At 67.1% G+C, this 25,870-nt stretch carries 16 protein-coding genes; 5 read left to right on the top strand and 11 right to left on the bottom strand.

Translation table 11 applies throughout. The features are described from left to right. Positions 1-5 precede the first annotated feature (5 nt). The 4 genes from ACFQZV_RS02850 to ACFQZV_RS02835 form a co-directional block, all read right to left on the bottom strand. On the bottom strand, positions 6-1,385 hold the full coding sequence (locus ACFQZV_RS02850) for a flavin-containing monooxygenase (protein WP_378752517.1): 1,380 nt from the start codon (positions 1,383-1,385) through the stop codon (positions 6-8). A gap of 141 nt (positions 1,386-1,526) precedes the next feature. Continuing rightward, positions 1,527-2,699 (bottom strand): lactonase family protein, encoded by a 1,173-nt coding sequence (locus ACFQZV_RS02845; RefSeq protein WP_378752515.1) that lies wholly within the window; start codon positions 2,697-2,699, stop codon positions 1,527-1,529. 9 nt (positions 2,700-2,708) lie between these two features. Next, positions 2,709-3,995, bottom strand: a complete 1,287-nt coding sequence (locus ACFQZV_RS02840; RefSeq protein ID WP_378752513.1) for an adenylosuccinate synthase — start codon at positions 3,993-3,995, stop codon at positions 2,709-2,711. 38 nt (positions 3,996-4,033) lie between these two features. Beyond that, the gene (locus tag ACFQZV_RS02835; RefSeq protein WP_378752511.1) at positions 4,034-5,227 is read right to left on the bottom strand and encodes a cytochrome P450; all 1,194 of its coding nucleotides are present in this window, start codon (positions 5,225-5,227) and stop codon (positions 4,034-4,036) included. A 58-nt stretch (positions 5,228-5,285) separates the two neighbouring features. Here ACFQZV_RS02835 and ACFQZV_RS02830 point away from each other — a divergent pair, with 58 nt between their 5' ends. Continuing rightward, a complete protein-coding gene (locus tag ACFQZV_RS02830; RefSeq protein WP_378752509.1) occupies positions 5,286-6,008 on the top strand; it encodes a Pr6Pr family membrane protein in 723 nt (240 codons plus the stop codon). On the opposite strand, the gene ACFQZV_RS02825 is transcribed toward ACFQZV_RS02830, so the two are convergent. Continuing rightward, complete coding sequence (locus ACFQZV_RS02825; protein ID WP_378752507.1) at positions 5,986-13,014, bottom strand: DUF5979 domain-containing protein; 7,029 nt, start codon at positions 13,012-13,014, stop codon at positions 5,986-5,988. The two genes, ACFQZV_RS02830 and ACFQZV_RS02825, sit on opposite strands and share 23 nt — an antisense overlap. Positions 13,015-13,132: 118 nt before the next feature. Here ACFQZV_RS02825 and ACFQZV_RS02820 point away from each other — a divergent pair, with 118 nt between their 5' ends. From ACFQZV_RS02820 to ACFQZV_RS02805, 4 genes are all read left to right on the top strand, one after another. Further along, entirely contained in the window at positions 13,133-13,798 is a 666-nt protein-coding gene (locus ACFQZV_RS02820; RefSeq protein ID WP_378752505.1) for a peptidylprolyl isomerase, read from the top strand. A 50-nt stretch (positions 13,799-13,848) separates the two neighbouring features. Beyond that, positions 13,849-15,291 carry an argininosuccinate synthase gene (gene argG, locus ACFQZV_RS02815; RefSeq protein WP_378752503.1) on the top strand — a complete coding sequence of 481 codons (1,443 nt, stop codon included), beginning with the start codon at positions 13,849-13,851 and terminating at the stop codon, positions 15,289-15,291. Between the two features lie 126 nt (positions 15,292-15,417). Next, positions 15,418-16,761: a C1 family peptidase gene (locus ACFQZV_RS02810; RefSeq protein ID WP_378752501.1), complete on the top strand. Its 1,344-nt coding sequence runs from the start codon at positions 15,418-15,420 to the stop codon at positions 16,759-16,761. A gap of 172 nt (positions 16,762-16,933) precedes the next feature. Continuing rightward, on the top strand, positions 16,934-19,546 hold the full coding sequence (locus tag ACFQZV_RS02805) for a penicillin acylase family protein (RefSeq protein WP_378752499.1): 2,613 nt from the start codon (positions 16,934-16,936) through the stop codon (positions 19,544-19,546). A 22-nt stretch (positions 19,547-19,568) separates the two neighbouring features. Here ACFQZV_RS02805 and mnhG read toward each other — a convergent pair whose 3' ends face one another. From mnhG to ACFQZV_RS02775, 6 genes are read right to left on the bottom strand one after another with little or no spacing between them, the layout of a single operon-like run. Continuing rightward, positions 19,569-19,931: a monovalent cation/H(+) antiporter subunit G gene (gene mnhG / locus ACFQZV_RS02800; RefSeq protein ID WP_378752497.1), complete on the bottom strand. Its 363-nt coding sequence runs from the start codon at positions 19,929-19,931 to the stop codon at positions 19,569-19,571. Beyond that, positions 19,928-20,197 (bottom strand): monovalent cation/H+ antiporter complex subunit F, encoded by a 270-nt coding sequence (locus ACFQZV_RS02795; protein ID WP_378752495.1) that lies wholly within the window; start codon positions 20,195-20,197, stop codon positions 19,928-19,930. Before ACFQZV_RS02795 ends, mnhG begins: the two co-directional genes overlap by 4 nt. After that, positions 20,194-20,805: a Na+/H+ antiporter subunit E gene (locus ACFQZV_RS02790; RefSeq protein WP_378752493.1), complete on the bottom strand. Its 612-nt coding sequence runs from the start codon at positions 20,803-20,805 to the stop codon at positions 20,194-20,196. Before ACFQZV_RS02790 ends, ACFQZV_RS02795 begins: the two co-directional genes overlap by 4 nt. Then, positions 20,802-22,361: a Na+/H+ antiporter subunit D gene (locus tag ACFQZV_RS02785; protein WP_378752491.1), complete on the bottom strand. Its 1,560-nt coding sequence runs from the start codon at positions 22,359-22,361 to the stop codon at positions 20,802-20,804. Before ACFQZV_RS02785 ends, ACFQZV_RS02790 begins: the two co-directional genes overlap by 4 nt. Then, positions 22,358-22,894, bottom strand: a complete 537-nt coding sequence (locus tag ACFQZV_RS02780; RefSeq protein ID WP_378752489.1) for a Na(+)/H(+) antiporter subunit C — start codon at positions 22,892-22,894, stop codon at positions 22,358-22,360. The genes ACFQZV_RS02785 and ACFQZV_RS02780 overlap by 4 nt, the downstream gene beginning before the upstream one ends. Further along, positions 22,894-25,824 carry a Na+/H+ antiporter subunit A gene (locus ACFQZV_RS02775; RefSeq protein ID WP_378752487.1) on the bottom strand — a complete coding sequence of 977 codons (2,931 nt, stop codon included), beginning with the start codon at positions 25,822-25,824 and terminating at the stop codon, positions 22,894-22,896. The genes ACFQZV_RS02780 and ACFQZV_RS02775 overlap by 1 nt, the downstream gene beginning before the upstream one ends. Positions 25,825-25,870 lie beyond the last annotated feature (46 nt).

Genomic DNA, 25,870 nt, shown 5'->3' with positions numbered 1-25,870 from the left:
GTTGCTCAGCGAGGAGCCCGAGGCGCCCCCGCGCCCACAGCATCCGTCGGAACCGGGGCCAGGTAACGGGCGATCGAGTCGTCGAGCTCGTCGACCCATCTGGTGTGGTGGGTGGCAGCGATCGTTCCGGTCATCACTGACCGGTAGGTCCGATCACGGTAGCCCATGATGTCGTCCTTCTTGTCCCTCTTCCACGCCAGGAAGATCTCGATCACCTCTTCGAGATCGAACATCGGGTAGTCCGTCGCCTCGATGAGCTCGCCGGTGTACTCCACCTGGAACCGCACCTCGTCGGCGACGGTCTCGATCGCCTCGAACCGGGCGAGCCAGGTGTCGATGTCAGCTTGTCGCTCCTCAGCCGGCGGCATCTCGATCTTGCCGAGGATGAGATCACGCACGAACCAGGCCTGCGCATCGAACATGTTGAACGTGAGCCACTGATCCTGCGCACCCAGATAGAACAGGTGCGGGTTGCGCTGCCATACGACACCCTTGTAGAGCCCTGCCGGGTAGACGTTGTTCGGTGAGTCCAGTGCGAGATCGTCAGGGAGGAATGGGTACTTGTGAAGGTACCCGGTGCACATCACGACGGCGTCGAACTCGCGGCTCGTGCCGTCGGCGAAGTGGGCCGTACTGCCCTCGAAGCGCAACACCAGCGGCTTCTCTTCAAACCCGTCGGGCCACTCGTAGCCCATCGGCGCTGTGCGGTAGCTCGCGGTCACGGAGCGTGCACCCATCTTGTGGGCCTGGCTGCCGATGTCTTCGGCGGAGTAGCTGGATCCGATCACGAGGAGGTCGCGGCCCGCGAGATCCTCTGCGCCGCGGAAGTCGTGCGCGTGCATCACGCGTCCGGGGAACGTCTCGATTCCGTCGAAATCCGGCATTCGGGGGAAGGAGAAGTGCCCGACGCCGACGATGACTCGGTCGAAGGTCTCACTCGTCGTCGTGCCGCTGGGGAGGTCTTCGCTCGTGACGGTGAACTGCTCGGCCGCGTCGTCATAGTCAACCCACCGGACAACGGTGCTGAAGCGCACGTGCTGGCGCACACCCGACTTCTCGACGCGACCGGAAATGTAGTCCCACAGCACAGGGCGAGGCGGGTACGACGAAATGGGCCGCCCGAAGTGCTCGTCGAAGGTGTAGTCCGCGAACTCGAGAACCTCCTTCGGCCCGTTCGACCAGAGGTTGCGGTACATGCTCGAGTGCACCGGCTCACCGTGCTCGTCGAGGCCCGTGCGCCACGTGTAGTTCCACTGGCCACCCCAGTCGGACTGCTTCTCGAAGCACACGAACTCGGGAATCTCTTCACCCGCTCGTGATGCCGCCTCGAAGGCTCGCATCTGGGCCATTCCGCTGGGGCCTGCACCAATGATCGCTACGCGCATGTATCTCTCATCCTCGGTTCCGCATATGAATCGTCAAAGGATCAGGCTACCAAGGCACCCCGTCGGCCCCGACGGCGGTGCCCGTGCTGCCGGGATGTATCGCGGCTATCGGACGCTCCCTCGGGCCGATCCTCGCGCGGCTCAGGCGAGCGACTGAATGCAGGTGGGCGACGGCGTTTCGACGCGATGGCGGACACGCCCCGGCACACCGGTGCGTTCATCGAGCGCGAGCGAGACGACGGCGTTCGAGCGCTGGCCGGCGACCAGAAGGGTGTCCCGCTCGATACGGTGATGCCGCGGCCAGTCCACACCGGCCTCGACCAGAGCAACGGGATCCAGCGAATCGCCGGCCCCCCGCACCCGCAGCGTGGCGATCGTGTTGCTCCCGCGCACGCCGACCTGAACGAAGTCACCGACGTGTGACAGAGCGATCTCGGCGGCGGTGTCGTCGGCGAATGTCGGGCCGAGCGATGCGGCCGACACCACCCGCCAGGCTCCCGCGCCGGTATCGGTGCGCCATGCCAACACATACACCTCGCGCGACAGCTCTGTAACGACGTAGAGATGGCCGCTGGGGTGCAGGGCCATGTGGCGCGGGCCCGTCCCGCGAGGCAGAACGACCTCCTGCGCGACCCGCGGAGCGCCGCTGGACACGCGCCAGAACCGCACGAGATCCAGTCCCATGTCGGCCGATGCATACAACCCGCGCGCTACCTCGATCGTCTGGTGTGCCCGTGACGGGCGTGCTGATTCCGCCGCGTCTTCAGCGGTCTCTGGCTCCTTCGCATGTGGCACCAGATGCGCGTACTCCGCGCCGGCGGCATCGCGCAGCGCTCGGGCGGCGGCGAGGTCCAGGTCGGGAGATGACGACTCGGGGACGTCGGCGTCGGGTCCGTAGGGGTCGCGAGCCGTCGGCAGCGTTTGAGGGCGGCTCGGCACACCGGCATCATCGAGTTGCGCCCAGATGACACGGCCGTCGGCCCAGTTGCTCGCCATGAGTCCGCGACCGTCGGAGGTGACACTCACATGGCACGTCGCCTCGCCCGCGGGAAGCGGCGCTCCGAGCGCGGCGAACGTCTCCTCGCCCGTGCGCCGGAACCCCTGCACCACACCGCGCTTCTCCAGCGCGGCGTAGAAGACGTCCCCCGAGGGATGCCGCGCGATCCACGAAGGAGAGTCGGCGCCGAAGACGACGCCACGCGATGTCAGCGACCCCCCGGCGAGGTGATCGTCTGCCACCCCGGCGTGCAGCATCCCGACACCGTCGGCGAAGCCGCCCATGTCCGGCCCGTAGGCGCCGAGAAGGAACCGCATGGAGCCGGCTCAGTCCAGAAGATCGTGACGGACGATGACCGCGTCGCGTGCCGGCCCCACGCCGATCACCGAGATACGGGTCCCGCTCATCTGTTCGAGCGTGAGCACATAGTTCTGCGCCTCGATCGGCAGGTCGTCGAACGTGCGCGCACCCGAGATGTCTTGCTTCCATCCGGGGAAGTACTCGAGGATCGGCTTCGCGTGGTGGAAGTCCGACTGATTCACCGGCACCTCGTCGAAGCGCGTTCCGTCGACGTCATACGCGACGCACACCGGGATCCGGTCGAGACCGGTGAGGATGTCGAGTTTCGTCAGTACCAGGTCGGTGATGCCGTTGATCCGGGTCGCGTAGCGCGTGATGGGGGCGTCGTACCAGCCCACACGACGCGGGCGCCCCGTCGTGGTGCCGAACTCGAAGCCGCGTGAGCGCAACCAGTCGCCTTGTTCGTCGAAGAGCTCGGTGGGGAACGGCCCTGATCCGACACGGGTCGTGTAGGCCTTGACGATGCCGACGATGCGGTCGAGGCGGTTCGGGCCGACGCCGGAGCCTGTCGCCGCGCCTCCTGCGGTCGCCGACGACGACGTCACGAACGGGTAGGTCCCATGGTCGACGTCCAACATCGTGGCCTGCCCACCTTCGAACACCACGACGTCGCCTCGGTCGAGTGCGTCGTTGAGCTGCAAGGAGGTGTCGGTCACCATCGGCCGCAGGCGATCCGCGTACGACAGCAGGTCTTCGAGGATCTCGTCGCACGTGATCGCGCGGCGGTTGAAGACCTTCACCAACAGGTGGTTCTTCTGTTCGAGCGCGCCCTCGATCTTCTGGCGCAGGATGTTCTCGTCGAACAGATCCTGCGCGCGGATGCCGACGCGGTTGATCTTGTCCGCGTACGCGGGACCGATTCCCCGCCCGGTCGTGCCGATCTGACGCTTGCCGAGGAACCGCTCGGTCACCTTGTCGAGCGTGCGGTGGTACTGGGTGATGATGTGCGCGTTCGCGCTGACCCGCAGACGCGAGGTGTCGATACCGCGGGCGTTGAGCGCTTCCAGCTCGGCGAAGAGCACCTCGAGGTCGACCACGACACCGTTGCCGATCACCGCATTGACGCCCGGCGAGAGGATGCCGGAGGGCAACAGGTGCAGCGCATACTTCTCGTCGCCGATGACGACGGTGTGGCCGGCGTTGTTGCCGCCGTTGAACTTGACGACCCAGTCCGTGCGGTCACCGAGGAGGTCGGTGGCTTTGCCCTTGCCCTCGTCTCCCCACTGGACGCCGACGATCACAATGCCTGGCATGGGCTAACTCCCCCGTTGTCGGACGGTGACATCCCATCCTAGCGATGACCCTCGGGCGTGAAGCGGATCGGAAAGCGGACGGGCCCGGTATTGCCCGACACCGGAAGCCATTCCCCCGGCCCGTCGGGGGCGGCATCCGGCATCCGTCGCGCCAGAAGCGGGAGCGCCACACTCATGTCGGTGCGGGCCACGAAGTGACCGAGGCAGTGGTGCGCTCCACCGCCGAAACCACTGTGGAGCGGGCGGTCGTCGACGGTGAGGTCGATGTCGGCGGCGGCCCCCATCGTGCGGGGATCCGTCCCGACCGCGTGCGAGAGCACCTGAACGATCCCGCCGCGCGGCACGCGCAGACCGTCGAATTCGACGTCTTCGATCGCCTCGCGGGTCACCCACGTCACGGTCGGATTGACACGCATGATCTCCTCGACCGCACGCGAGCCGAGATCGGGGCGCTCGGCCAGCAGTGCCCACTGATCGGGCTGGGCGAGAAACGTCTGCAGCGCCAGGCCGAGCTGGTTGCGGGTGGTCTCCATCCCCGCGAAAGCGAGGAAGACCAGGCTCACGCTCAGCTCGCGGGCCGTCAGTGCATCGTCGGCGTCGTGCGCCTGGAGCAGCGTCGTGACGAGGTCGTCGCGAGGGTGGAGGCGCCGGTCGGCGATCACTCCGTCGACGTAACCGGCGAGTCCCTCGAGCGCCGCTTCGATGCGCGGCAGATCATGGCGCACGTTGACACCGAACGACTTGCCCAGGTCATCGGCCCAGTGCGCGACCGCCGGCCACTCGTCATCGGGAAGCCCCAGCAAGAAGCAGAGGATGCGGGAAGCATACGGCTCGGCGAACTCCGACACGAACTCGACCCGTCCACGCGAAGCGAACCGGTCGATGAGCTCGTCGGCGAGCGCCTGGAACCGCGGACGCATCCTCTCGATCGCCCTGCTGCGGAATGCCGGTCCGAGCAGCCGACGCAGCCGCAGATGGTCGTCGCCCTCGATGCTCAGGAGCGTCTCACCCCACCACTGCGCCCACGGTCCCTCGTGGATCCCGTTCTGTGCAGGCCACCGAGCATTCCCCTGCTGGAAGCGCCTGTCTTTGAGGATGCTCTGGCCCTGGGCGTACCGCAGGATCGCCCACCCGTAGGGTGTCTCGGCGTACCAGTCCTCCTCGCGGGCCGCGTGCACCGCATCCGACGTCACATCGAACGCGGGATCCGACAGGTCGAGGAATGCGGTCATGTCGCGGAGTCTACGGCGCCGCCGAATCCACCGATGCGCGCATCGCTACTGTGGTGCCATGCTGCGCTCCCCCGGGTGGTCCCTGTTCTGGTCTGTCCTGCGTCTGGTCATGGCGGTCGCCATCATCGCGGCGATCATCGCGCAACTGATCGCATCTGTGACCCGCGCCCAGGATCGGGGCGACGACGTCGGCACGGTCGTGATGAACTTCTTCAGCTTCTTCACGATCCTCTCCAACGCGGGCGCCGCCGTCGTGCTGCTGATCGCGGCGGGATGGTTCGTCTGGCGGGGTCGGCGCCGCGCGGCCCCCGTCGAACCCCGCGCACTCGCGGTGGCCCTCGTGTCGGTGTCGACGTACATGGTCATCACCGGAATCGTCTACAACCTGCTGCTGCGCGGGATCGAACTGCCCCAGGGCAGCGAACCGATCCCGTGGTCGAACGAGACCCTGCACCTCGTCGGGCCACTCTTCTTGCTGCTCGACGTCCTGATCGGTCCTGCCCGGCGACGACCGGAGTGGCGAACGATCGGGATCGTCGTGATCTTCCCGGTGGTGTGGGTCGTCTACACCCTGCTGCGCGGACCGTTCGTCGTGAACCCGGTCACCGGGGCGAACACGTGGTATCCGTACCCGTTCCTCGACCCGGCCGGCTTCGACGCGGGGTACGGCGCTGTGGCGATCTACGTCGTGGCGATCGCCGCTGCGATCGTCGGCGTCGCCGCCCTCATCGTCTGGGTGGGGCGGCGACGCGGCGCCGTCACCGAACCGGTCGGCGCCTGACGGCCAGCAACGCTCCGCCTCCTCCGAGCAGCAGCACACCCAGCGCGCCGAGTGTCGCGGCCTGGGCAAGATCGGCGCCCGTCGGTGGCATCTCGGGATCGAAGCGGTTCTCGATGACGACGGATGCCGCGGCATCCGCACCGATCGTGACGAGCGCCTGTGTCGGGTCGCCCGGGTCAGCGGGCGTCATCGTCACCGCGCTGGCACCCCCGTCGTCGCTCTCGCGCACGCTACATTCTGCGCCTACGGGAAGGTCGGTGTACTCCACCGCCGTCGTCGTCGTGAGCGTGCGCTGTGCACCACCGGGGATGGCGACGATGTCTCCGTCGAGTTCGCACAGCGCGACGATCTCGAAGTCATCATCGACGTGCGCCGAAGCCTCGGTGCCCGACACGACTTTCGACACGATCATCGAGCCGAGGTCGAACGTGTTGGTGACGGTGAACGCGAGCGCCTGATCGGTCACGCGGAAGAGTCCGGTGACTGGCTCACCCGCGCTGTCGGTGATCGTCGTCGACGTCGCACCCCCGGCATCCGTCTCATCGATCGTGCACAGTGCCCCGACGGGGAGCGGATCGTAGGTCGTGGTGAACCCGTTGTCTTCGGAGAGCAGGCGGCTCGCCCCACCGGGGATGTCGACGACTCCGCCGAGCGGCAGGAGGCACTCGAGCGTCACCTCGAACGGGCCCGTCCCATAGAGTGGAGCACCCTCGCCGTCGACGACCTTCGCCACCGTGAGCGAGCTGGCGTCGAATGTGTTCGTGACCGTGACCTCGACGGTCGTGCCGTCGCCGATCGTCACGCTCGACGGGGTGATGTCGACGGTCGTCGCACCCGACGGGAACGGCTCGGTCACGGTGCAGGTCGCTCCGGTGGCGATGTCGTCGATCGTCGCGGTCCACGGCTCATCTCCGCCGAGCAGCACGCGCCCGAGCCACACGATCGCCGGTCCGTCGCCGGTGTCGAGGCGGCAATCCACCACGAGCGCGAACGGTCCCTGTGCGAGTGCGGCCGCCTCACCCTCGACGAGCTTCTCGAGCTCCAGCGATCCGGTCGTGAAGGTGTTCTCGGCGACGACGTCCACCGCGGCGTCGGCCACGAGGTCGACGGTGATCTGCGTTCCCTCCACGCTCGTCCCCGGTGTCGCGCTCATCGTCGTCGATGCCGCATCGAGGTCGTCGGTCTCGGTGACGATGCACTCGCCGGTTCCGGGGAGCCCCCCGAGCGCCCACACCTGACCGGGGCTGATCGACTCGGTCATCGGGTTCTCAGCGTTGTATCCGTCGGCGTAGATGGTCTCGCCCCCGAAGTCGGTGCAGGTGACCGTGAAGGTGAAAGGTCCGTATTCGATCGGGTTACCCCGCTGGTCGACGGCCGCCGTATCGACGACCTTGCGGATGATCAGGCTTGCCGGGTCGAACACGTTCTCGACGTCGACGAACTCGACGGGCCCGTCGGGACCACCGACGGTCGCGGTGCCGATGTTGGTCTCGGTCTGCCCGTTCGCGCCTTCGGTGGCGGTGCACTCCGCGCCCCACGGCAGACCCGTGATCTCTTCAGGGATGCCGGGGACCAGCTCGATCGACGGAAGACCCGTCACAGGCTCGCCGTCGACGGTGCACGTGAGCTGCACCTCGAACGAATCGGGCGCGAACTCGGTCGCCTCCCCGGAGAGCGTCTTCAGAAGTCCGACCGGACCTGTGGGGTACGACACACCGACGCGTCGTCCCTCGGTGCCGGGCACCGTCACTCGTTCGGCACCGGCAACCGCCGCTCCCCCGACCGCGACGGTGTTGTATGCCGGCGGATACGAGACGTCGACGAGCGTCGTCGGCGTCGTTCGGGTGCGGAAGGTGATGTCGAGACTGTCCGCGGGTGCGAAGAGGGCATCTGGGAAGTCGACGACGAACTTCAACGACCGAACCGACGCCAGGAGCGCGTCATCAGGCGTCGACGGCAGGACCGTCCACGCGCCGGAAGCGCACTGCGTGCCGAGCGGGTTGAGATCGGCGGTGCACGGCAGGGTCGCGGTCGAGTAGTAGGTGGTCAGCGTCGCACCGGCAGGGGTCGACGCCGTCGGCTCCAGAGCGACGTCGCCGGCGAACGTCGGCGCCCACGTGCTGCCGCGCGGGACCTGAACGATCACACCGGCGTCGCCGGCCGCCGGAAGGCGATCGACCGCGACGACGCTGTCGAGCGGGAGTGTGCCGACGTTCAGCACGGTGAAGCGCCACTGCTCGGTGTCACCGGGGAGGGTGGTCACCACGCACGGGAAGCGATAGAAACCGTCACTGTCCGCCGTGCCGTCGCACGAGTATCCGTTGATGTCGCTGCGCACCGTGGGGATGCCCGTCTCGTTCACCGGTGCGTCGGCACGCACCGATTTCGCGGTTGCCAGGGCGGGAACCGACAACGGCGTGACCGTCGTCGTGTCGAGGCACCAGTCGTTGTCGGGGTCGTACGTCGTCACGCAGTCGTCCAGCGGCTCGGCCACCGACATCGTCGCGGTGTTGGTGAGCGGCGTCCCGGCCGGCGTACCCGGTCGGATCATCATCTGCAACGTGATCGTGTAGGTCTGCCCGACCTCGAGAACCGTCCCGGCAGGCATCGTGAAGACGATGCGTGTCGGATCGCTCGTGTCGACGGTGACCTCGTCGGGATCGGTCGGCAACGGATCACCACTCGGGGGCGTCGGGGCGGCTCCCGCCAGGGCGAACGACCACGGCGGAACGGTCGGGTCGCGGTCGGGATCGAAGACGAGCATCGGCTCATCCGCACCGTCGAGCGGGAGTTCGTCGGTGAACACGACCTCGGTCAGCGCGCGCTCGCCGGTGTTGGTGTACTCGAGTTCGAATGGGATGACGGCACCGGGCTCCACGTCGCCGCCAGGCGTCTTCGAGACACTGATCTCCGCTTGGAGGTGCAGGTGACGGTACTCCGCGTCCGCCTGCGCGTCCGCGGTCAATTGCTGCCCGGGCCCGACCAGGACCGAGGTCGACTCCACCTCGAGCGTGTTGTCGAAGGAGCCCGGCGTCGTCTCGCCCGGCGCGACCGGCTGGTCGGAGCGGGTCGTCGGCACGGGGCCACCGGAGCGGAGATCGGTGCGTCGCACGATGTCGAACGGAACGTTGATGACGGGGTTCGCCGGACTCAGCCATCCGATGTCCGTCGCGGCCCAGAATTGGAAGCTCAGCCCGTGGACTGTCGCAGGCATCGCCTCCATGAACGAGATCGCCGCTGTGACCGAGAGGTCTCCCAAGCGCGGCATGCACGTCCATGTACCGCCGACCGCGGCCGCTCCCGCAGCCACCGTCGCCGGCGTGAACGTCCCGCCGTCGAGATAGCAGACCTGCACGCGTGCGACGGGCGGCGGAAGCTGCCACAGCGGATCGGGGGACGAGAAGTCGAACGCGTTCCAGAACGTCGGGTCGTCGTCGGTCATGGTCAACGTCTGGGTGTGCGCGGATCCACCAGGCTGCGCCGACAGCGTCATCGTCACCGGGCTGAAGTCGTCTTCCTTCTGTTGCGACGGCACGACCGTCTTGCCGGCGGAGACGGAGAAAGTCGGCTCGGTCAACGCGATCGACGAACTCGCGTCGTCGCACGCGTAGCGCGCCCCGGTCTGGGGCGGCGGGCACGTCCCCGCCGGGTCGACGTCTGCGATGACGCCCTCGGCGGTGTTGGCGATGGGTGAGTCCGCGACGCTCACCCGTTCGGTCGTCCCCCGCCAGAAGGGCCGCAACCGGAGGTCGAACTCGATGGTTCCCGCGGCGTTCGCGGCGATCCGCCCCTCGTACACGACCTGGATACCCGAGACATCACACGGCATGAGTGCCGGCGTGAGCGCAAGAGCCTGGGTCGGGGAATAGCCCGTGGACGAACCGTCCGGGCAGAACAACGTGACCACCGCGCTGGTCGCTCCGGCCGGCATATCGACCCGCGAGAAGTTGTTCAGCGTGAACGCCTGGAACGGATCTTCGGTGCGATCGGTGACCGAGCCCGGTGCCGGGTCGGTGATCTGCAGCGTGTCGACGCGGGCCGGGGTGGTGTTGATCGTGGTCACCGCCACGCGACTGAGCGGGAACTGCGACGGCGGTACGCCGAAATCGCCCGGCACGGCGAGCGGTCCACCAGACCACGACTTGCTCGTCGTCGTCGTGAGTGGCACATCGACGATCAGGACGTCGTCCTGATCGGTCGCGCTGATGTCGGGGTCGCCGTTCTCGAAGACCCCTGTCGCCTGCACGGTGTTGCGGACGAGACCGTCGGTGGTGAGGTTGTAGAGCTCGTCGCCGAGCACCGGCGTCCCGTCCCCGCGTCGCTCGTCGCGCACCTGCCATGTGAGGGTGATCGGGCGCTCGTTGCCGGTCGAGCGGGCCACGCCCGAGCCGACAGGCGGCGCGTCGACGATGCCGGCGGATGCGGCGGCACGGTCGGGGCTCTCGATGAAGACGAGACGCACGGCGGTCGTCGTCGACTGCTCCGCGGTCGTGAGGGTCATGCCCGGGAACCCGCCGATGCAGAGCGCCGCACACGGGTCGTTCGTGGCGGTCACCCAGCCCGAGCCGTCGTAGAGCTTGACCGACTCGACAGCGTCGAACACGATGAGCGGATCGGTGGTCGAGGTGATCGGTTGCACCCGCACGAGGTCGAAGGCGTCGTAGACCGAGTCGGCGATCGCGGTCGTCTCAGGCGCGGCGATGTCGGTGATCGTCATCGACTCGATGCCCGAGTATCCCCCGGTCGACCACCGCAGGACGGAAGGGATCGTGTCACCCGACCGGGCGATGACGGACTTCACACCGCCCGAACTCGATGTCCCGAACGTCTTGTCGATGATGTCGGCGTTACCGGGGTCCGGCGGGACGACATCGATCTCCGGACATTCCGCCGGAGGAATACTGCTCGTCGCCGGGTCGACGTCGGGATTCGGACTCGTCGCATCCGTCTGCGCGCAGTTGGGCACGCTGAACGGCGTCGACAGATCGATCGGGTCGTAGCGCCCGTCGGGGCGCAGACTTGCGGTGAAGTTCGGGGCGAAGTCGGTACCCGGCGCGAACCCGCCGTCGTCGCCGGTGTACGTGTAGACGAAGCGCACACCGCCCGCGACGTCCGACACGTCGGACGGGACCTGCTGTGAATAGATCGTCGGCCCGTCGATCGGGCCCGCGAGGGTCACCCACTGGTCGGTCGTCGTGTCCCAATACTCGATCGTCAACGAAGCGTCGCCCGGTACGGGGGTCTGCGTGATCGCCGTGAGGTTGAAGGCGTTCCACCACGCGTCGGGTTCGACGGGGTCCGCGGGGTCTTGCACGATGACCACGTCGGCCCGACCGGTCGATCCGCTGGGGTCCGGGGGCACGGGACGATCCAGCAATCCGCCGTCGAGCGAGACCGTGGTCACCTGGCCGGGAACGGCGAGGATCTCATCGGGGCGGATCTGCTTCGAGACGTAGGTCTCGATCTGTTCGGCGTAGATGTAGAGATCGCCGGACGCGGTCGCGTTCCCGTCGACGCTCTCGTTCGAGCCGTGGATGCCGATCTCGTTCGGCACGGTCGCCGGAAGCCCGGTCAGGTCGGGGTCGGTTTCGACGCCGAAGTCCGCAGTGACCTCCGACCCGGGCAGGATCGTTCCGGTGAACTGCAGTTCGAACGAGGCGACCTGGTCGATCGGCTGGAGGGTCGGGTCGCCCGGGGTGGTGTTGCTCGCGAAGGGAACGGTCTCGGTCTCGCCGTCTTCGAAGGTGTAGACCACCTGGCCCGTCGTGGCGTCGTCCGGCCAGGCGACAGGTCCCACGAATCCGGTGAACTCGTAGGCGTCGGGGAACGACCCGGTCGACGGTTCACGAACCTCGAGCACCTGAATCGGAATCGTCGACGTGTTGGTGCCGGTGATCGTGACGATCGACGAGTCGCCCGCGATGACCGTGTCGGGCGTGAAGGACTTCTCCCCCGACACCGTGACGTCGTTCTGCCGCACGATGAACGTGGCGTCCGCGTCCGCCGTCTCGGTCTCTCCTCCGAGGCCGACAGTGCTCTGCACCGTGTTGACGACGCCCGTCCCGTCGGGAAGGGCTGCGCCGGCATCCGTCAGCTGCGTGTTCACGACGACGGATGCGGTGGCCCCCGGCGGGATCGCGCCGGTGAAGACGACGCGTGTGCCCTGGACGTCGTCGTTGGTCCACGGCGCCGGCACGACACCTCCCGGTGCTTCCACCCACGCGCCACCGACGAACACGTAGTAGTCGGTCTGCGTGGTGCCCGTCGGCGGGGTCACCGTGCCGAAGCCGGTGAACGCGAGCGAGTCGAACGGATTGGGTGTCGTGCCCGGCGCGGGGTCCTCGATCGTGAGGGTCTCGACGGTGGCGTTGGAGTCGTTGCCCCCCGAGAGCGTCGCCACGACGGGGGTACCGGCCGTGCCGATCGCCTGTGCGGGCGAGAGGGTCTTGTCGGCGTTCGTCGCGAGATCGAGCGGGACGATCGGTGTCACGTCGACCTGTCCATAGGCATCGACGAAGTTCGTCCCCTCGATGACCGCGTCGTTGGTCACCGTGATTCCGCTGACGTCATACGACGCATCCGCGGGCAGCAGCGCCTGGATCGTGACGACCCCGTCGGTCGAGTCGAGCAGGCCGACGGTGCCGTCACCGAGCGGGGTGTTCCACGTGACGGTCACACTGTTGCCGGTGACGACGGGTGGCTCCGCGGTGTTGATGCCGCCGCCGATACTGACGTTCTGCACCACGAAGGGCGCAGGCACGTCGTCGGTGAGGACGGCACCGCGGCAACCGAGGTCGGTGATCGCCGAGCATCCGATCGTCAGCGTGTACGTGAAGGTCTCACCGGGGGCGACAGTGGTCGCCGACGTCGTCTTGTCGAGGGTGGCGAGTGCGGTGACGTCGGCCGGGGCCGGGTCGGGAAGCGCGACCGCTGCCGAGGGAGCGAACGCTCCGATCACCACGGCGATCGCCGCGACAATCCCTGCCCACCTGCGCGGTCGTTTCATCAGATCCCCAAGACATGCCTCTACGCGTGATCTCCACCATAAGTTGCGGCACACAACCCGCACCAGGTTCGCGGGTGCCGCCGCCGGGCACCGGCGCGCGGTGGCTTATCGTTTTCGTGTGCGCACACGACTTCTCGCCCTGCCCGCCGCAGCCGCCCTCGCCTTCTCCCTCGCCGCGTGCGGAGCGACATCGGACACCGGCGCGTCGGACACAGGTTCGTCGGAACCGTCCGCAGCCGCGGTCGAGTGCGAGTACGTCGACAGCGCCGGCGGCGTGCGCGATGTCGCTTCGCCGGAGGCACCGGCATCCGGCGTCGTCGACGTCACCCTCGAGACCAACGCGGGCGACATCACGATGGCGCTCGACGGCGATCGCACCCCGTGTACGGTGGCGAGCTTCGTTTCGCTCGCAGAACAGGGGTACTACGACGACTCGCCCTGCCACCGTCTGACGACACAGGGAATCTTCGTCCTGCAGTGCGGCGACCCGTCCGGAACCGGCATGGGCGGTCCCGGATACAGCTACGCCGACGAACTCGACGGCACCGAGACCTACCCCGCCGGCACGGTCGCCATGGCCAACGCCGGACCCGACACCAATGGGTCGCAGTTCTTCTTGGTCTACGAAGACACGTCCCTCCCGCCCTCGTACACCGTGTTCGGGGAGCTGTCGCCGCAGGGTCTCGATCTCGTCGCGCAGATCGCGTCGGCGGGAGCCGAGGGTGGGGCCGCGGACGGCGCGCCCGCCCAACCGGTCACCATCACCGGCGTTTCGCTCGGCTGACCCGGCAACCGCGGCCGACGGACGCATCCGCCGTCAGTAGACTCGAGGGCATGTCGAAGGTCCTTCAGTCCCTGCCCGTCGGCGAGCGCGTCGGCATCGCCTTCTCCGGGGGTCTCGACACCTCGGTCGCCGTCGCCTGGATGCGCGACAAGGGCGCGGTGCCGTGCACCTACACCGGCGACCTCGGCCAGCCCGACGAAGACGACATCGAATCGATCCCCGGCCGAGCGCTCGAGTACGGCGCCGAGGTCTCCCGGCTCGTCGACTGCAAGACCGCGCTGGTCGAAGAGGGCTTCGTCGCCCTCGCCTGCGGGGCTTTCCACATCCGCTCGGGCGGCAAGACGTACTTCAACACCACCCCGATCGGTCGCGCCGTCACCGGCACGCTGCTCGTGCGAGCGATGAAAGAAGACGGCGTCGACATCTGGGGCGACGGATCGACCTACAAGGGCAACGACATCGAGCGCTTCTATCGGTACGGCCTGCTCGCAAATCCGGCACTGCGCATCTACAAGCCCTGGCTCGACGCCGAGTTCGTCACTGAGCTCGGCGGCCGGCAAGAGATGAGCGAGTGGCTCGTCGAGCACGGCTTCCCCTATCGCGACTCGGCAGAGAAGGCGTACTCGACCGACGCGAACATCTGGGGGGCGACGCACGAAGCCAAGACCCTCGAGCACCTCGACGTCTCACTCGAGACCGTCGAGCCCATCATGGGCGTGCGCTATTGGGATCCCTCGGTCGAGATCGCTCCCGAAGACGTCACCGTCACTTTCGACCAAGGACGCCCTGTCGCACTGAACGGCGTCGAGTACTCCGACCCGGTCGAGCTCGTCTTCGAGGCCAACCGCATCGGCGGTCGTCACGGCCTCGGCATGAGCGACCAGATCGAGAACCGCATCATCGAGGCGAAGTCGCGCGGCATCTACGAGGCACCCGGGATGGCACTGCTGTTCATCGCGTACGAGCGCCTGGTCAACGGCATCCTCAACGAAGACACACTCGCGACGTACCACGAGCAGGGCCGCCGCCTGGGCCGACTCATGTACGAGGGCCGCTGGCTCGACCCCCAGTCGCTCATGCTGCGCGAGTCGATCCAGAAGTGGGTGGGGTCCACCATCTCGGGCACCGTCGCCCTGCGACTGCGCCGCGGCGATGACTGGACGATCCTCGACACGACGTCGCCGACGCTGTCGTATGGGCCCGAGAAACTCTCCATGGAGCGCGTCGGCGACGCCGCGTTCGGCCCGACCGACCGGATCGGGCAGCTCACGATGCGCAACCTCGACATCGCCGACTCGCGTTCGCGTCTCGAGCAGTACGCAGGCCTCGGCCTCATCGGGGGCGCAACGAGCGAGCTCGTCGGCGACGTGCGCGCGGGCGGGGCGAACGAGATCACCGAGCACGCCGCCGGCTACGATGCGGCGCGCGAAGAGCTCGCCGAGGCGACGGATGCGGCATCGGAGGGTGCCGCGTTCGACTTCGGCACCGACTGAGACGGGCCGCCGTCGGTCGAAATCGTGCCAGACGGCCCTCGGGCCCTCGATGCACGCCGGGCGCGTCGTCGATAGTGGAGTCATCTCCCTGTCGCGACGCCCCGCGACTCGACGAACGGAAGGCCCATGAAGCTCACCTCTGATGCCCTCGGCGCCCTGCGCGCCGAGGCAGCCGGCTCTCTCACGCAGCGCATCGCCCAGCGTGCCGTCACCCACAACGGGTTCCTCGCCACGGCGATCAACCCGCCGGTCATCGCCCGCAACGACTTCACATTCTCGGTCGACATCGACTCCGAAGCCGTCGCCAACCAAAACCAGAGCGGCCGCTGCTGGATGTTCGCATGCCTGAACACGCTGCGCCTGCATATGGAGAAGTCGCTGAAGCTTCCGAAGGGCTCGTTCGAGCTCTCACAGAACTACACGTTCTTCTACGACAAGCTCGAGAAGGCCAACTTCTTCCACCAGCAGATCATCGACACCGCCAGCGCGCCGCTCGACGACCGCAAGGTCAGCTTCCTGTTGCAGACGCCGCAGCAAGACGGCGGCGACTGGGACCTCATCGCCGACCTGGTGAAGAAGTACGGTGTCGTTCCCCGTCAGGCGATGGGAGAGACACACGCGAGCACGACCTCGGCCCAGCTCAACACGATCCTCAACCGCAAGCTGCGGCAGGATGCACTCGAGTTGCGCGACCTCGTCGTGCGCGGCACGTCGCTCGAAAACCTCGAGTCGACGCGGATGCGGATGATCGGCGAGGTCTACCGCATCCTCTCGATCGCGCTGGGGACGCCACCCGAGAAGGTCGACTTCGAGTACCGCGACACCGACGACGTCTACCACGTGACCCGCGACCTGACGCCGCTGGAGTTCCTGTCGACCTTCATCCCGGTCGACGTCGACGACTACGTCGGAGTGATCAACGTACCGATCGAGTCGATGCCCTACGGAAAGGTGTACGGCATCGAAACCTCCGACGAGATCGCGGGCGGGCTGCCGAACCGCTACCTCAACGTCGACATGGAGACGCTCAAGCAACTGACGGTGAAGCAGCTTCAGGAGGGTGAAGCCGTCTGGTTCGGCAGCGATGTCATGCAGTCGTCCGACGTCGCCTCCGGTGTCATGTCGACCGATCTGTACAGCCTTGACGAACTGCTCGGCGTGGAGTTCGGCATGGACAAGGCCCAGCGTTACCGGACCCGCGAGAGCCTGCCGACCCACGCCATGACGATCGGTGGCGTCGATCTCGTCGACGGAACGCCGACGAAGTGGAAGGTCGAGAATTCGTGGGGCACCGACTCGCACGGCGGCAAGGTCGGTGACAACGGCTACTTCGTGATGGAAGACGGCTGGATGAGCGAGTACGTGTACGAAGTCGTCATCCGCAAGGACCTGTTGAGCGAAGAGCACCGGAAGGCGTTCGACGAGACGCCGATCATGCTGCCGTTCTGGTCGACGTTCAACCCGATCTGAGCGCAACGCGGGCGCGAAACGGGCGCCGTCGGTTGTGGATCGTCCACATCCGACGGCGTTCGTGCGTCGTCCCGGGGTACGATGCCAGACGGTGTGTCGACCCGACGATGACACCGAGACCCGCGGTCTGAGAGACCGCGTGTCTGCAGTACCCGAGTGTGAAAGGTGTTCGATGTCGAACTCCGTCGCCGACGCGATCGATTCGCCGCGCCCTGCTGTCCGCAAGCGTTCCGTCGGTCGAACCGTCGGCATCACGGTCTTCAGCGTCATCGCCGGATTGATCGTGATCGCCCTGATCGCCGCGGGGACCCTCGTGTACACGATTCAGCGGTCCTTCCCTCAGCTCGAGGGCACGGTATCGGTCGAGGGACTCAACGCCGACGTCACCGTCCAGCGTGACGAGTTCGGCATCCCCGTCATCACGGCCGGCGACCCCCTCGACCTGTTCACCGCACAAGGGTACGTCCACGCGCAGGACCGATTCTGGGAGATGGACTTCCGCCGACACGTCACGAGCGGTCGCCTTTCGGAGATGTTCGGTGAGTCACAGCTCGGCACCGACATGTTCCTGCGCACGCTCGGGTGGCGCGCGATCGCCGAGGAAGAGGTCGCCGCGCTCGACGAGACGACCCTGTCTTACTACCAGGCCTACGCCGACGGCGTGAACGCCTATCTTGCCGAGAACACCGGCGCCGACGCGTCGTTCGAGTACGCCGTTCTCGGGCTGCAGAACGGCGACTACGAGATCGAACCCTGGACCCCGGCCGACTCGGTCGCGTGGTTGAAGGCGATGGCCTGGGACCTCCGCTCCAACCTCGAGGACGAGTCGCTGCGCGCACGGATTGCGGCGGAGATGCCGGCCGACGAGGTGACCGGGCTGTTCCCCGGGTATCCGTTCGACACCAACCCGGTCATCGTTCCCGAGATCACGCCGATTCCCGAGGGCGGGTTCTCGCCCGAAGAAGAGGATGCCGAGGGCGAGACCGCGCCCGCGTCGCTGACGTGGACCGAGGTCGACGACATGATCGAAGCGGTCGGCGTGCTGCTGGGCGACCCCGGGGAAGGCATCGGCTCGAACTCGTGGGTCGTCTCAGGTGAACTCACCGAGTCGGGGATGCCCCTGCTCGCGAACGACCCCCACCTGGGCGCGGCCCTCCCGAGTGTGTGGCACCAGATCGGCCTGAAGTGCCGAACCATCTCCGACGAGTGCGGCTTCGACGTGGCCGGGTTCGGGTTCGCCGGGGTCCCGGGGGTCATCATCGGCCACAACGACCGCATCGCATGGGGGTTCACGAATCTGACCTCCGACGTCGCCGACCTCTACATCGAGCGCGTCGACGGAGACTCGTATTGGCGTGACGGCGAACTCGTCCCCCTCGAAGAGCGCACCGAGACATTCGTGGTCGCCGGCGGAGAGGACGTCGAGATCACCGTCCAGTCCACGGTGCACGGCCCGATCGTCTCCGGGCTCACTGACGCCTTCACCGAGATCGCCGAGGACCCGTTCGTCGGATCGGCCGATGGCGCGGTCGCGCCCACCGATGTGCCCGAGGGTGAATACGCGGTGAGCCTGCGCTGGACCGCGCTCGAGCCCGGAACCACCGCCGAAGCGATCTTCGCGCTCGACCTCGCTCAGGACTTCGACGAGTTCCGGCAGGCGGCATCCCTCTTCGAAGTACCGGCGCAGAACCTCATCTACGCCGACATCGACGGCAACATCGGCTACCAGACGCCCGGTCGCCTTCCGATCCGCGGCGCGGGCGACGGATGGCTGCCCCAGCCGGGCTGGGATTCGGCCTATGACTGGCAGGGGATGATCCCGTTCGAAGATCTGCCCGTCGTCTACAACCCGCCGGAGGGGTACATCGTCACCGCGAACAACGCGGTCGTCGACGACGACTACGAGTACTTCCTGACGCGCGATTGGGACTACGGGTGGCGTGGGGCCCGCATCGTCGACATGCTCGAGCGGCGCATCGCGAACGGTCCACTCACGCTCGAAGACATGCGCGCCATGCAGGCCGACAACGAGTTCTTCATCGGCAAGCGCCTGGCAGCGGCGTACCTCGACCTGTCGACGGGCGACGAGGGCACGGATGAGGCGCTGGAGCTCCTGCAGACGTGGGATGCCCAGAACGACGCCGATTCACCGGCGGCCGCGTACGCCAACGTGCTGTGGGATGAACTCGTACAGAACATCTACGTCAACGGCCGCGATGTCGAGGCCCCGACGTCGGATCAGGCGCGCCTGTTCCTGCTCGTGGATGAGCTGCTCGGCGACCCCGAGTCGGAATGGTGGCAGAACCCCGGACTGGGCGTCGCCGATCGCGACGAGATGCTGCTCCTCACGGCACACGGTGCGTATGACCGGCTCGTCGAGATCCAGGGCGATAACCCGAGCAGGTGGAACTGGGGTTCGCTGCACGCGCTGAACCTCGAGAACGAGACGTTCGGCACGTCGGGGATCGCCCCCATCGAGATGCTCTTCAACCGCGGACCGTTCCCCGTGGGCGGTGGGTCCTCCGTGGTCAACGCGACCGGGTGGAGCATCGGCGGCGACTTCGTCACCAGCACGGTTCCCTCGATGCGCATGGTGGTCGATCTGTCCGACTTCGACGCGTCGGCGTGGAACAACCTGACCGGCTCGAGCGGACACACGTTCCACCCGAACTACATCGATCAGACCGCCAACTGGCAGCAGGCGATCATCACGCCGTGGGCGTTCACCCCGGACGCGGTGACGGATGCCACGACGCACACGCTGACACTGACACCCGCCGGGTAGCGCCGCGCGCCCGTCCCGGCACTCAGCCGCCGGCGGCGGGGGGCGTGCCGCGCGACTCGGCGAGTTCGTCGACGTACAGCGACGCCTCGCCGATCGTGCCGTTCCGGTAGGCCTGTCGACCGACCATGTGCGCCGACAGCGGCGCGGTCGCCAGCTGCATGAGGATGACCGGCACGAGGAACGCGATGACGGGCCAGGCGCGCAGCGACAGCGCGATGGCGACGCAGATGAGTATCAGTCCGAGCACCTGCGGCTTGGTCGCGGCGTGAAGGCGCGTGAGCACGTCAGGGAACCGCAGCAGGCCGATCGCCGCGGTGAGGCACAGAATCGCGCCGAGGAGGATCAGCACGAGACTGGTCAGGTCGAGGATGGCGTCGAGGGTCATGACCGTTGCTGGTCCCTTCTCGCGACGAAACGGGCGATCGCGATCGAGCCGAAGACGCCGACGGCGGCGATGATCAGCAGCACCGGCAGCGTGCGTGTGTGCTGATTGATCGCCATTTCGGCGCCCAACACGCACATGACGAGGGTGAGCAGAACGTCGGACGCCACGGCGCGATCGAGGATCGACGGACCGATAACGATCCGCACCATCGTCAGCAACGACGCGATGGTGAAGACGACGTAGATGGCGATCAGTATCGGGCTCATGCCTGTCCTCCGCTCCGTGCCGCGTCGGCGCGCTGCCGGGCAAGTCGGGCGGCTCGTGCCGCGCGCACTTGTTCGACCTGGGCGCCACTGCCGACCGCCATCACGATGCGTTGCTCCCATCGCAACACCTGTTCGCGCTGCTTCTCGACCGCCTCGTCACTGTCGACGCCGATGACATGGATGTAGAGGATGCGCCGGTCGCGGTCGGTGTCGACGACCAGAGAACCCGGGATGAGGGATGCGGTGACCCCGGTGTGCGTCATGATCAGGTCATCGTCGACCACCATGGGCACACCGATGATCGCAGCGCGCGGCACACGTCGGGGATCGATGACCTGCCAGGCGACCGTCAGCGAACCGATGACGAGCCAGACGATGAATTCGACGAGGAAGGCGACGCCGTAGACCGGATTGACGCGTCCGGAGAGTTCGACCGGAGGGAGGCGGAACACACGGGTGACGACGACGGCTGCGACGAGGCCCGTGAGGAAGGCCAGCCAGGTGAACTGGCCCCACAGCAGCATCCAGAGGGCGATCAGCCACAAGAAGAACGGCAGCTGTCGCCAGGTCTGCGTGAAGAAGGCTCCTGCCCGCGAGGCCGGTTTCATTGCCTCGTCCCTTCTTGCAGCTCAGTGAGGTTCACCGGCACGCTCAATTGCTCACCCGCGCGAGCGGCGATCTCATACAAAGGCCCGGCGAACACCGTGAGGGCGACGGTGATGGCGACCATCCCCATCGTCGCAGCGGTCATGATCTTCGGGATCACCCGCCGCTCGGTTTCCACGCTCGCCGCGGGAGCGTCTCCGAGGTACCCGATGCGGGCTTCGGTCTCGGCCGAATCTTCACCGTCCTCCCGCCAGAACGAGAGGTTCCACGCGCGCATCAGGGCGTACAGCGTCAAGAGAGACGTGGCGACGCCTCCGACGATGAGCGTCATCATGAGCGGGGTTCCGACTTCGGCGGCGGCGTCGAACAGCGCGTACTTGCCGATGAAACCCGAGAACGGTGGAAGCCCCCCGAGGTTGACGGCGGGAATGAAGTACAGCAGCGCGATGATGGGGGCTGCCTTCATGAGGCCTTTGACACGCAGGATCGAGGTGCTGCCCGCGCGGCGCTCGACGAGTCCCACCGCGAGGAAGAGAGTCGTCTGCACGACGATGTGGTGCACCATGTAGTAGATGGTCGCGCCGATCGCCAGCGGGGTCGCGATCGCCAACCCGAACACCATGTACCCGACGTGACTGACGAGGGTGAAGGACAGGATGCGTTTGAGCTCGGCCTGAGCCAACGCGCCGAGGATCCCCACGATCATCGTCGCCAACGCCACGATGAGGAGCACGACGTTGATGTCGTTGTCTCGGAACAGCTGCGTCTCGGTGCGGATGAGCGCGTAGACCCCGACCTTGGTCAAGAGCCCCGCGAACACCGCGGTGACCGGTGCCGGAGCCGTCGGATAAGAGTCGGGCAACCAGAACGACAGCGGGAACACCGCCGCCTTGATGCTGAACGCGACGACCAGGAGCACGTGGAGCATGAGCTGCACGTTCTGCGGAAGCTCCGTCATCCTCTCGGACAACTGCACCATGTTGACGGTGCCGAGCGCGCCGTAGATCGCCGCGATCGCCGACAGGAAGAGGATCGACGACACCAGCGAGACGACGATGTAGACGACTCCGGTGCGGATGCGGGACTCGGTCGAGCCGAGGGTGATCAACACGAATGAGGCGACCAGCAGGATCTCGAAGCCCACGTAGAGGTTGAAGAGATCGCCGGCGATGAACGCGGTGAAGATCCCCGCCGAGAGGATGAGATACGACGGGTGGAAGATCGAGACCGGGGTCTCGTCGTCGCCGTCGGCGGCACCCTGGCCGACCGAGAAGAGCAGGACCGCGAGCAGCACGATGCTCGAGACGACGATCAGCAGCGACGCGAGGCGATCGACGTACAACACGATCCCGAACGGAATCGGCCAGTCGCCCACCGAGACGGCGAACGGCTCGTTGCTCGCGTCGACGGCGGCCAACAACACGGCCGCGATGATGCACACGAGCGACAGCGTCACGATCGAGACGATGACTTGGATGCGGCGGTGCCTGCCCGCGATGAGGGCGATCGCCGCCCCGAGCAGCGGAATCGTCACGAGGAGGGGGACGAGGGCGGTCATGCGTCCTCCCCCTTTCGGCGTTCGGGACGTTCGAGCGGGGCATCGTCGCGCAGCGCGGAGATGTCGGCGCTCCCGAGAACCGTGATCGGCGAGGTGTCGACGTCGACGAAGTCGGTCGTGGCGTCGTCGTCGGTGTCTTCGATCTCGGTTTCGTCGTCCATGACTTCTTCGGGGTCGCCTTCACCCTTGCGCACGGCGATGTCTGCTTCGTCGTCCTCGACGGTGTCCGCCTGGCCCAGCTGCCACGATCGGTAGATCAGCGCGAGGAGGAATGCCGAAACGGCGAACGTGATGACGATCGCGGTGAGGGTGAGCGCCTGCGGGAGCGGGTCGGACATCTCTTCGGCGTCGGCATCGCCGTAGAAGGCGCCCACCCCCGGTGCCCCCATGACGATCAGTAGCAGCAGATTCGCGGCATTGCCGAGAAGGAGGAAGCCGATCAGCACCCGCGTGAGGCTGCGCTCCAACATCGCGTAGACACCGCACGCGAAGAGGACCGACATGATGATCACGAGCACGAGCGAGACCGACATCAGACGCTCACCCCCCGCGACTGCGACTCATGGGCCTGGCGGTCCACCTCGGCACCGAGGCTCCGCAGCACGTCGAGGACGAGACCGATGACGACGAGATACACGCCGATGTCGAACAGTGTCGACGTCACGAACTCGATGTGTCCGAGCAGGGGGACCTCACCCTCGACGAAGCTGCTCGTGAGCGCGGGCTGCCCGAAGAACAGCGGCACGATCGCGCAGCCGACGGCGAGCGCCATGCCCACACCGAGCAGGCGGCCGGCATCCGTCGGCGCCGCGGCGCCCAGTTCGTACCGACCACCGGCGATGTAGCGCATGACCAGAGCCATGCCGGCGACGAGGCCGCCCGCGAACCCGCCGCCGGGCAGGTTGTGCCCGGCGAACAACAGGTACAGCGAAACGATGATGATCGTGTGGAACAGCACCCGCACGATCACCTCGAGGATGATCGACCGATTCTCGGGACGCACGCGCTGACCCCCGACCAGCCATGCCTGCCGTTGCCCCGACGCCCCCGCCGTACGGGGGCGGATGCCCTCATCCGTTTCGACGAGCGGGCGGCGCGCGCGACCCGACATCGCGGGCAGCGGGGCCGTCAACTGCGACAGCGTGTCGGCACGATGGGTCACGAACACGAGCGAGGCGACGCCGGTGGCCGCGAGGATCAGGACGGAGAGTTCGCCCATCGTGTCCCAGCCGCGCAGGTCGACCAGCGCGACGTTCACGACGTTGCGTCCGTGGCCGATTTCGTACGCGAGGCTCGGCCAGTACGTCGAGATGGGTTCTGCGGTGCGGGCGCCCGTCGCCACGAGCGCGACGATTCCCATCGTCGCCCCGACGGTGGCGGCCAAGACGGCGCGCGCCACCGGCGCGACCGAGGCGTTGTGCTCGCCCATGCGCGCGGGAATGCGGCGCAGCACCAGCGCGAACGCGATGAGGGTCACCGTCTCGATGAGGATCTGTGTGAGGGCGAGGTCGGGTGCGCCGCTGGAGGCGAACAACAAGGTCATGCCCAGCCCGGTGACCGAGACGAGGACCACGCCCGTGTAGCGCTTGCGGGCCCGCACGGCGATGAGCCCGGCGACGATCATGATCGGAGCGACGACCAGCTGCATCGGCGTCTGCCATCCGTCGATCTCGACGACCCAGTCCCCGCCCATCGCGAACGCCGTGCCTTCGGCGGCGACGAAGACGACGAAGATCGTGCCGACGTACACCGGCAACGAGCCGCGCTGCGTGAGGCTGGTCGTCGCCACCGACAGGCGGGCGATCGCCCGAAGCGTGAGGTTGTACACGTCGGAGGCCGTGAACGGCACGATGCGCTTCGGCATCCGTCGACGCGACGCGACGAAGACGACGGCGCCGATCGCGATCGTGCCGAGCGATATCCACAATGCCGGCTCCAGCCCGTGCCAGAGAGCGAGGTACGCCGGATACTCAGGCGGGGCCACGCCCGGCGACGCGACGGGGACGGTGTCGGCGTAGGGCGCGATCGCATGGTCGAGCACCGGCGAGGCGAAACCCGCAACGACGGTGAGCCCCGCCAGGAGGATCGGGGCCAGCACGAAGCCGACGGGCGGATGCGGCCACTCGGTCACCGGCTGCGGCGCACCCGTGGAATCCTTCTTCGTCCAGAACGCGCCCCAGAGAAAGCGCAGCCCATATGCCATCGTAAGAATGGAACCGAGCGCGACGCCGACGAGTGCGACGATGCCCCAGACCTCACCGCCGAGGGCTTCGTGCAGGAGCGCCGTGACAGCGCCTTCCTTTGCGACCCAGCCGATGGTCGGGATGATGCCGGCCATCGAAGCGATCGCGATGGTGGCGAAGGTCGCCAGCGCGGGTGCCTGGCGACCGACGCCGCTCAGCTCGTTGATGTCGCGCGTCGACAGCTGGCGGTCGATGATGCCGACCACGAGGAACAACGCCGATTTGAACATCGCGTGGCTGAGCAACAGGGCGACACCGGCGAGGGCGGCGTCGCGGGTACCGTAACCGAGTACGACGGTGAGAAAGCCGAGCTGGCTGACGGTGCCGAAGGCCAGGATGCGTTTGAGATCGGTTTCGCGCAGTGCCTGGATGCCGCCGAGCAGCATGGTGAACACCCCGAGCCCGATGACGATCGGGCGCCATGTCGGCGCGAGGGCGAAGACCGGCGCGAGTCGTGCGATGAGATAGATGCCCGCCTTCACCATGGCGGCCGCATGGAGGTAGGCGCTCACCGGCGTGGGTGCGGCCATCGCTCCGGGCAACCAGAAGTGGAACGGGAAGATCGCCGACTTGCTGAGCGCCCCGACGAGGATCAGCACCAGAGCAGCGTCGACGATTGCGCCCGTCGGCGCGGCGAGAAGGATGCCCGACAGGCTCGACGTTCCGACGTCGACGACGAGCAGGACGACACCGATGAGCATCACGAGTCCGCCGAGGGTCGTCACGAGCAGCGCCTGCAGGGCGGCACGACGGCTCGACGCGCGGCGGTTGTAGTACCCGATCAGCAGGTACGACAGCACGCTGGTCATCTCCCAGAACATCACCAGCACGACGATGTCGTCGGTGAGAACGAGACCGTACATCGCACCGGCGAAGGCGAGCAGCACTGCGGCGAACTGGCCCAGCCCGGCGCCGCTGCCGTCGAAGTACCACCGGCAATACAACAGAACGAGTGCCCCGACCCCGGTGACGACGAGGGTCATCACCCAAGACAGGGCGTCCATCCGCATCGACAGCTCGATTCCCAGCGGCGGGATCCATTCGAATGCCTCGAAGGGAATGCGGTCGTCTGACAGGGCGTCGGGCGTGAGCACGAGAGCCTGGACGAACGCGGCGGCGGGCAGAAGCGCGGCGATGTAGAACGCCCGGGCTCCGAGTCGATGGATCAGCCACGGGATGATCAGAGGAACGATCGCGAACGCGGCGAGGAGGATGAGCATCCCATGCCTCCTCATGGTCGTCGGTCGGTGTCGAGCGCAGCCGACT

Origin of the sequence: Microbacterium koreense, assembly GCF_042677105.1 — a bacterium.
Lineage (GTDB): Bacteria > Actinomycetota > Actinomycetes > Actinomycetales > Microbacteriaceae > Microbacterium > Microbacterium koreense.
This window is presented reverse-complemented; position numbering and strand designations above follow the sequence as displayed.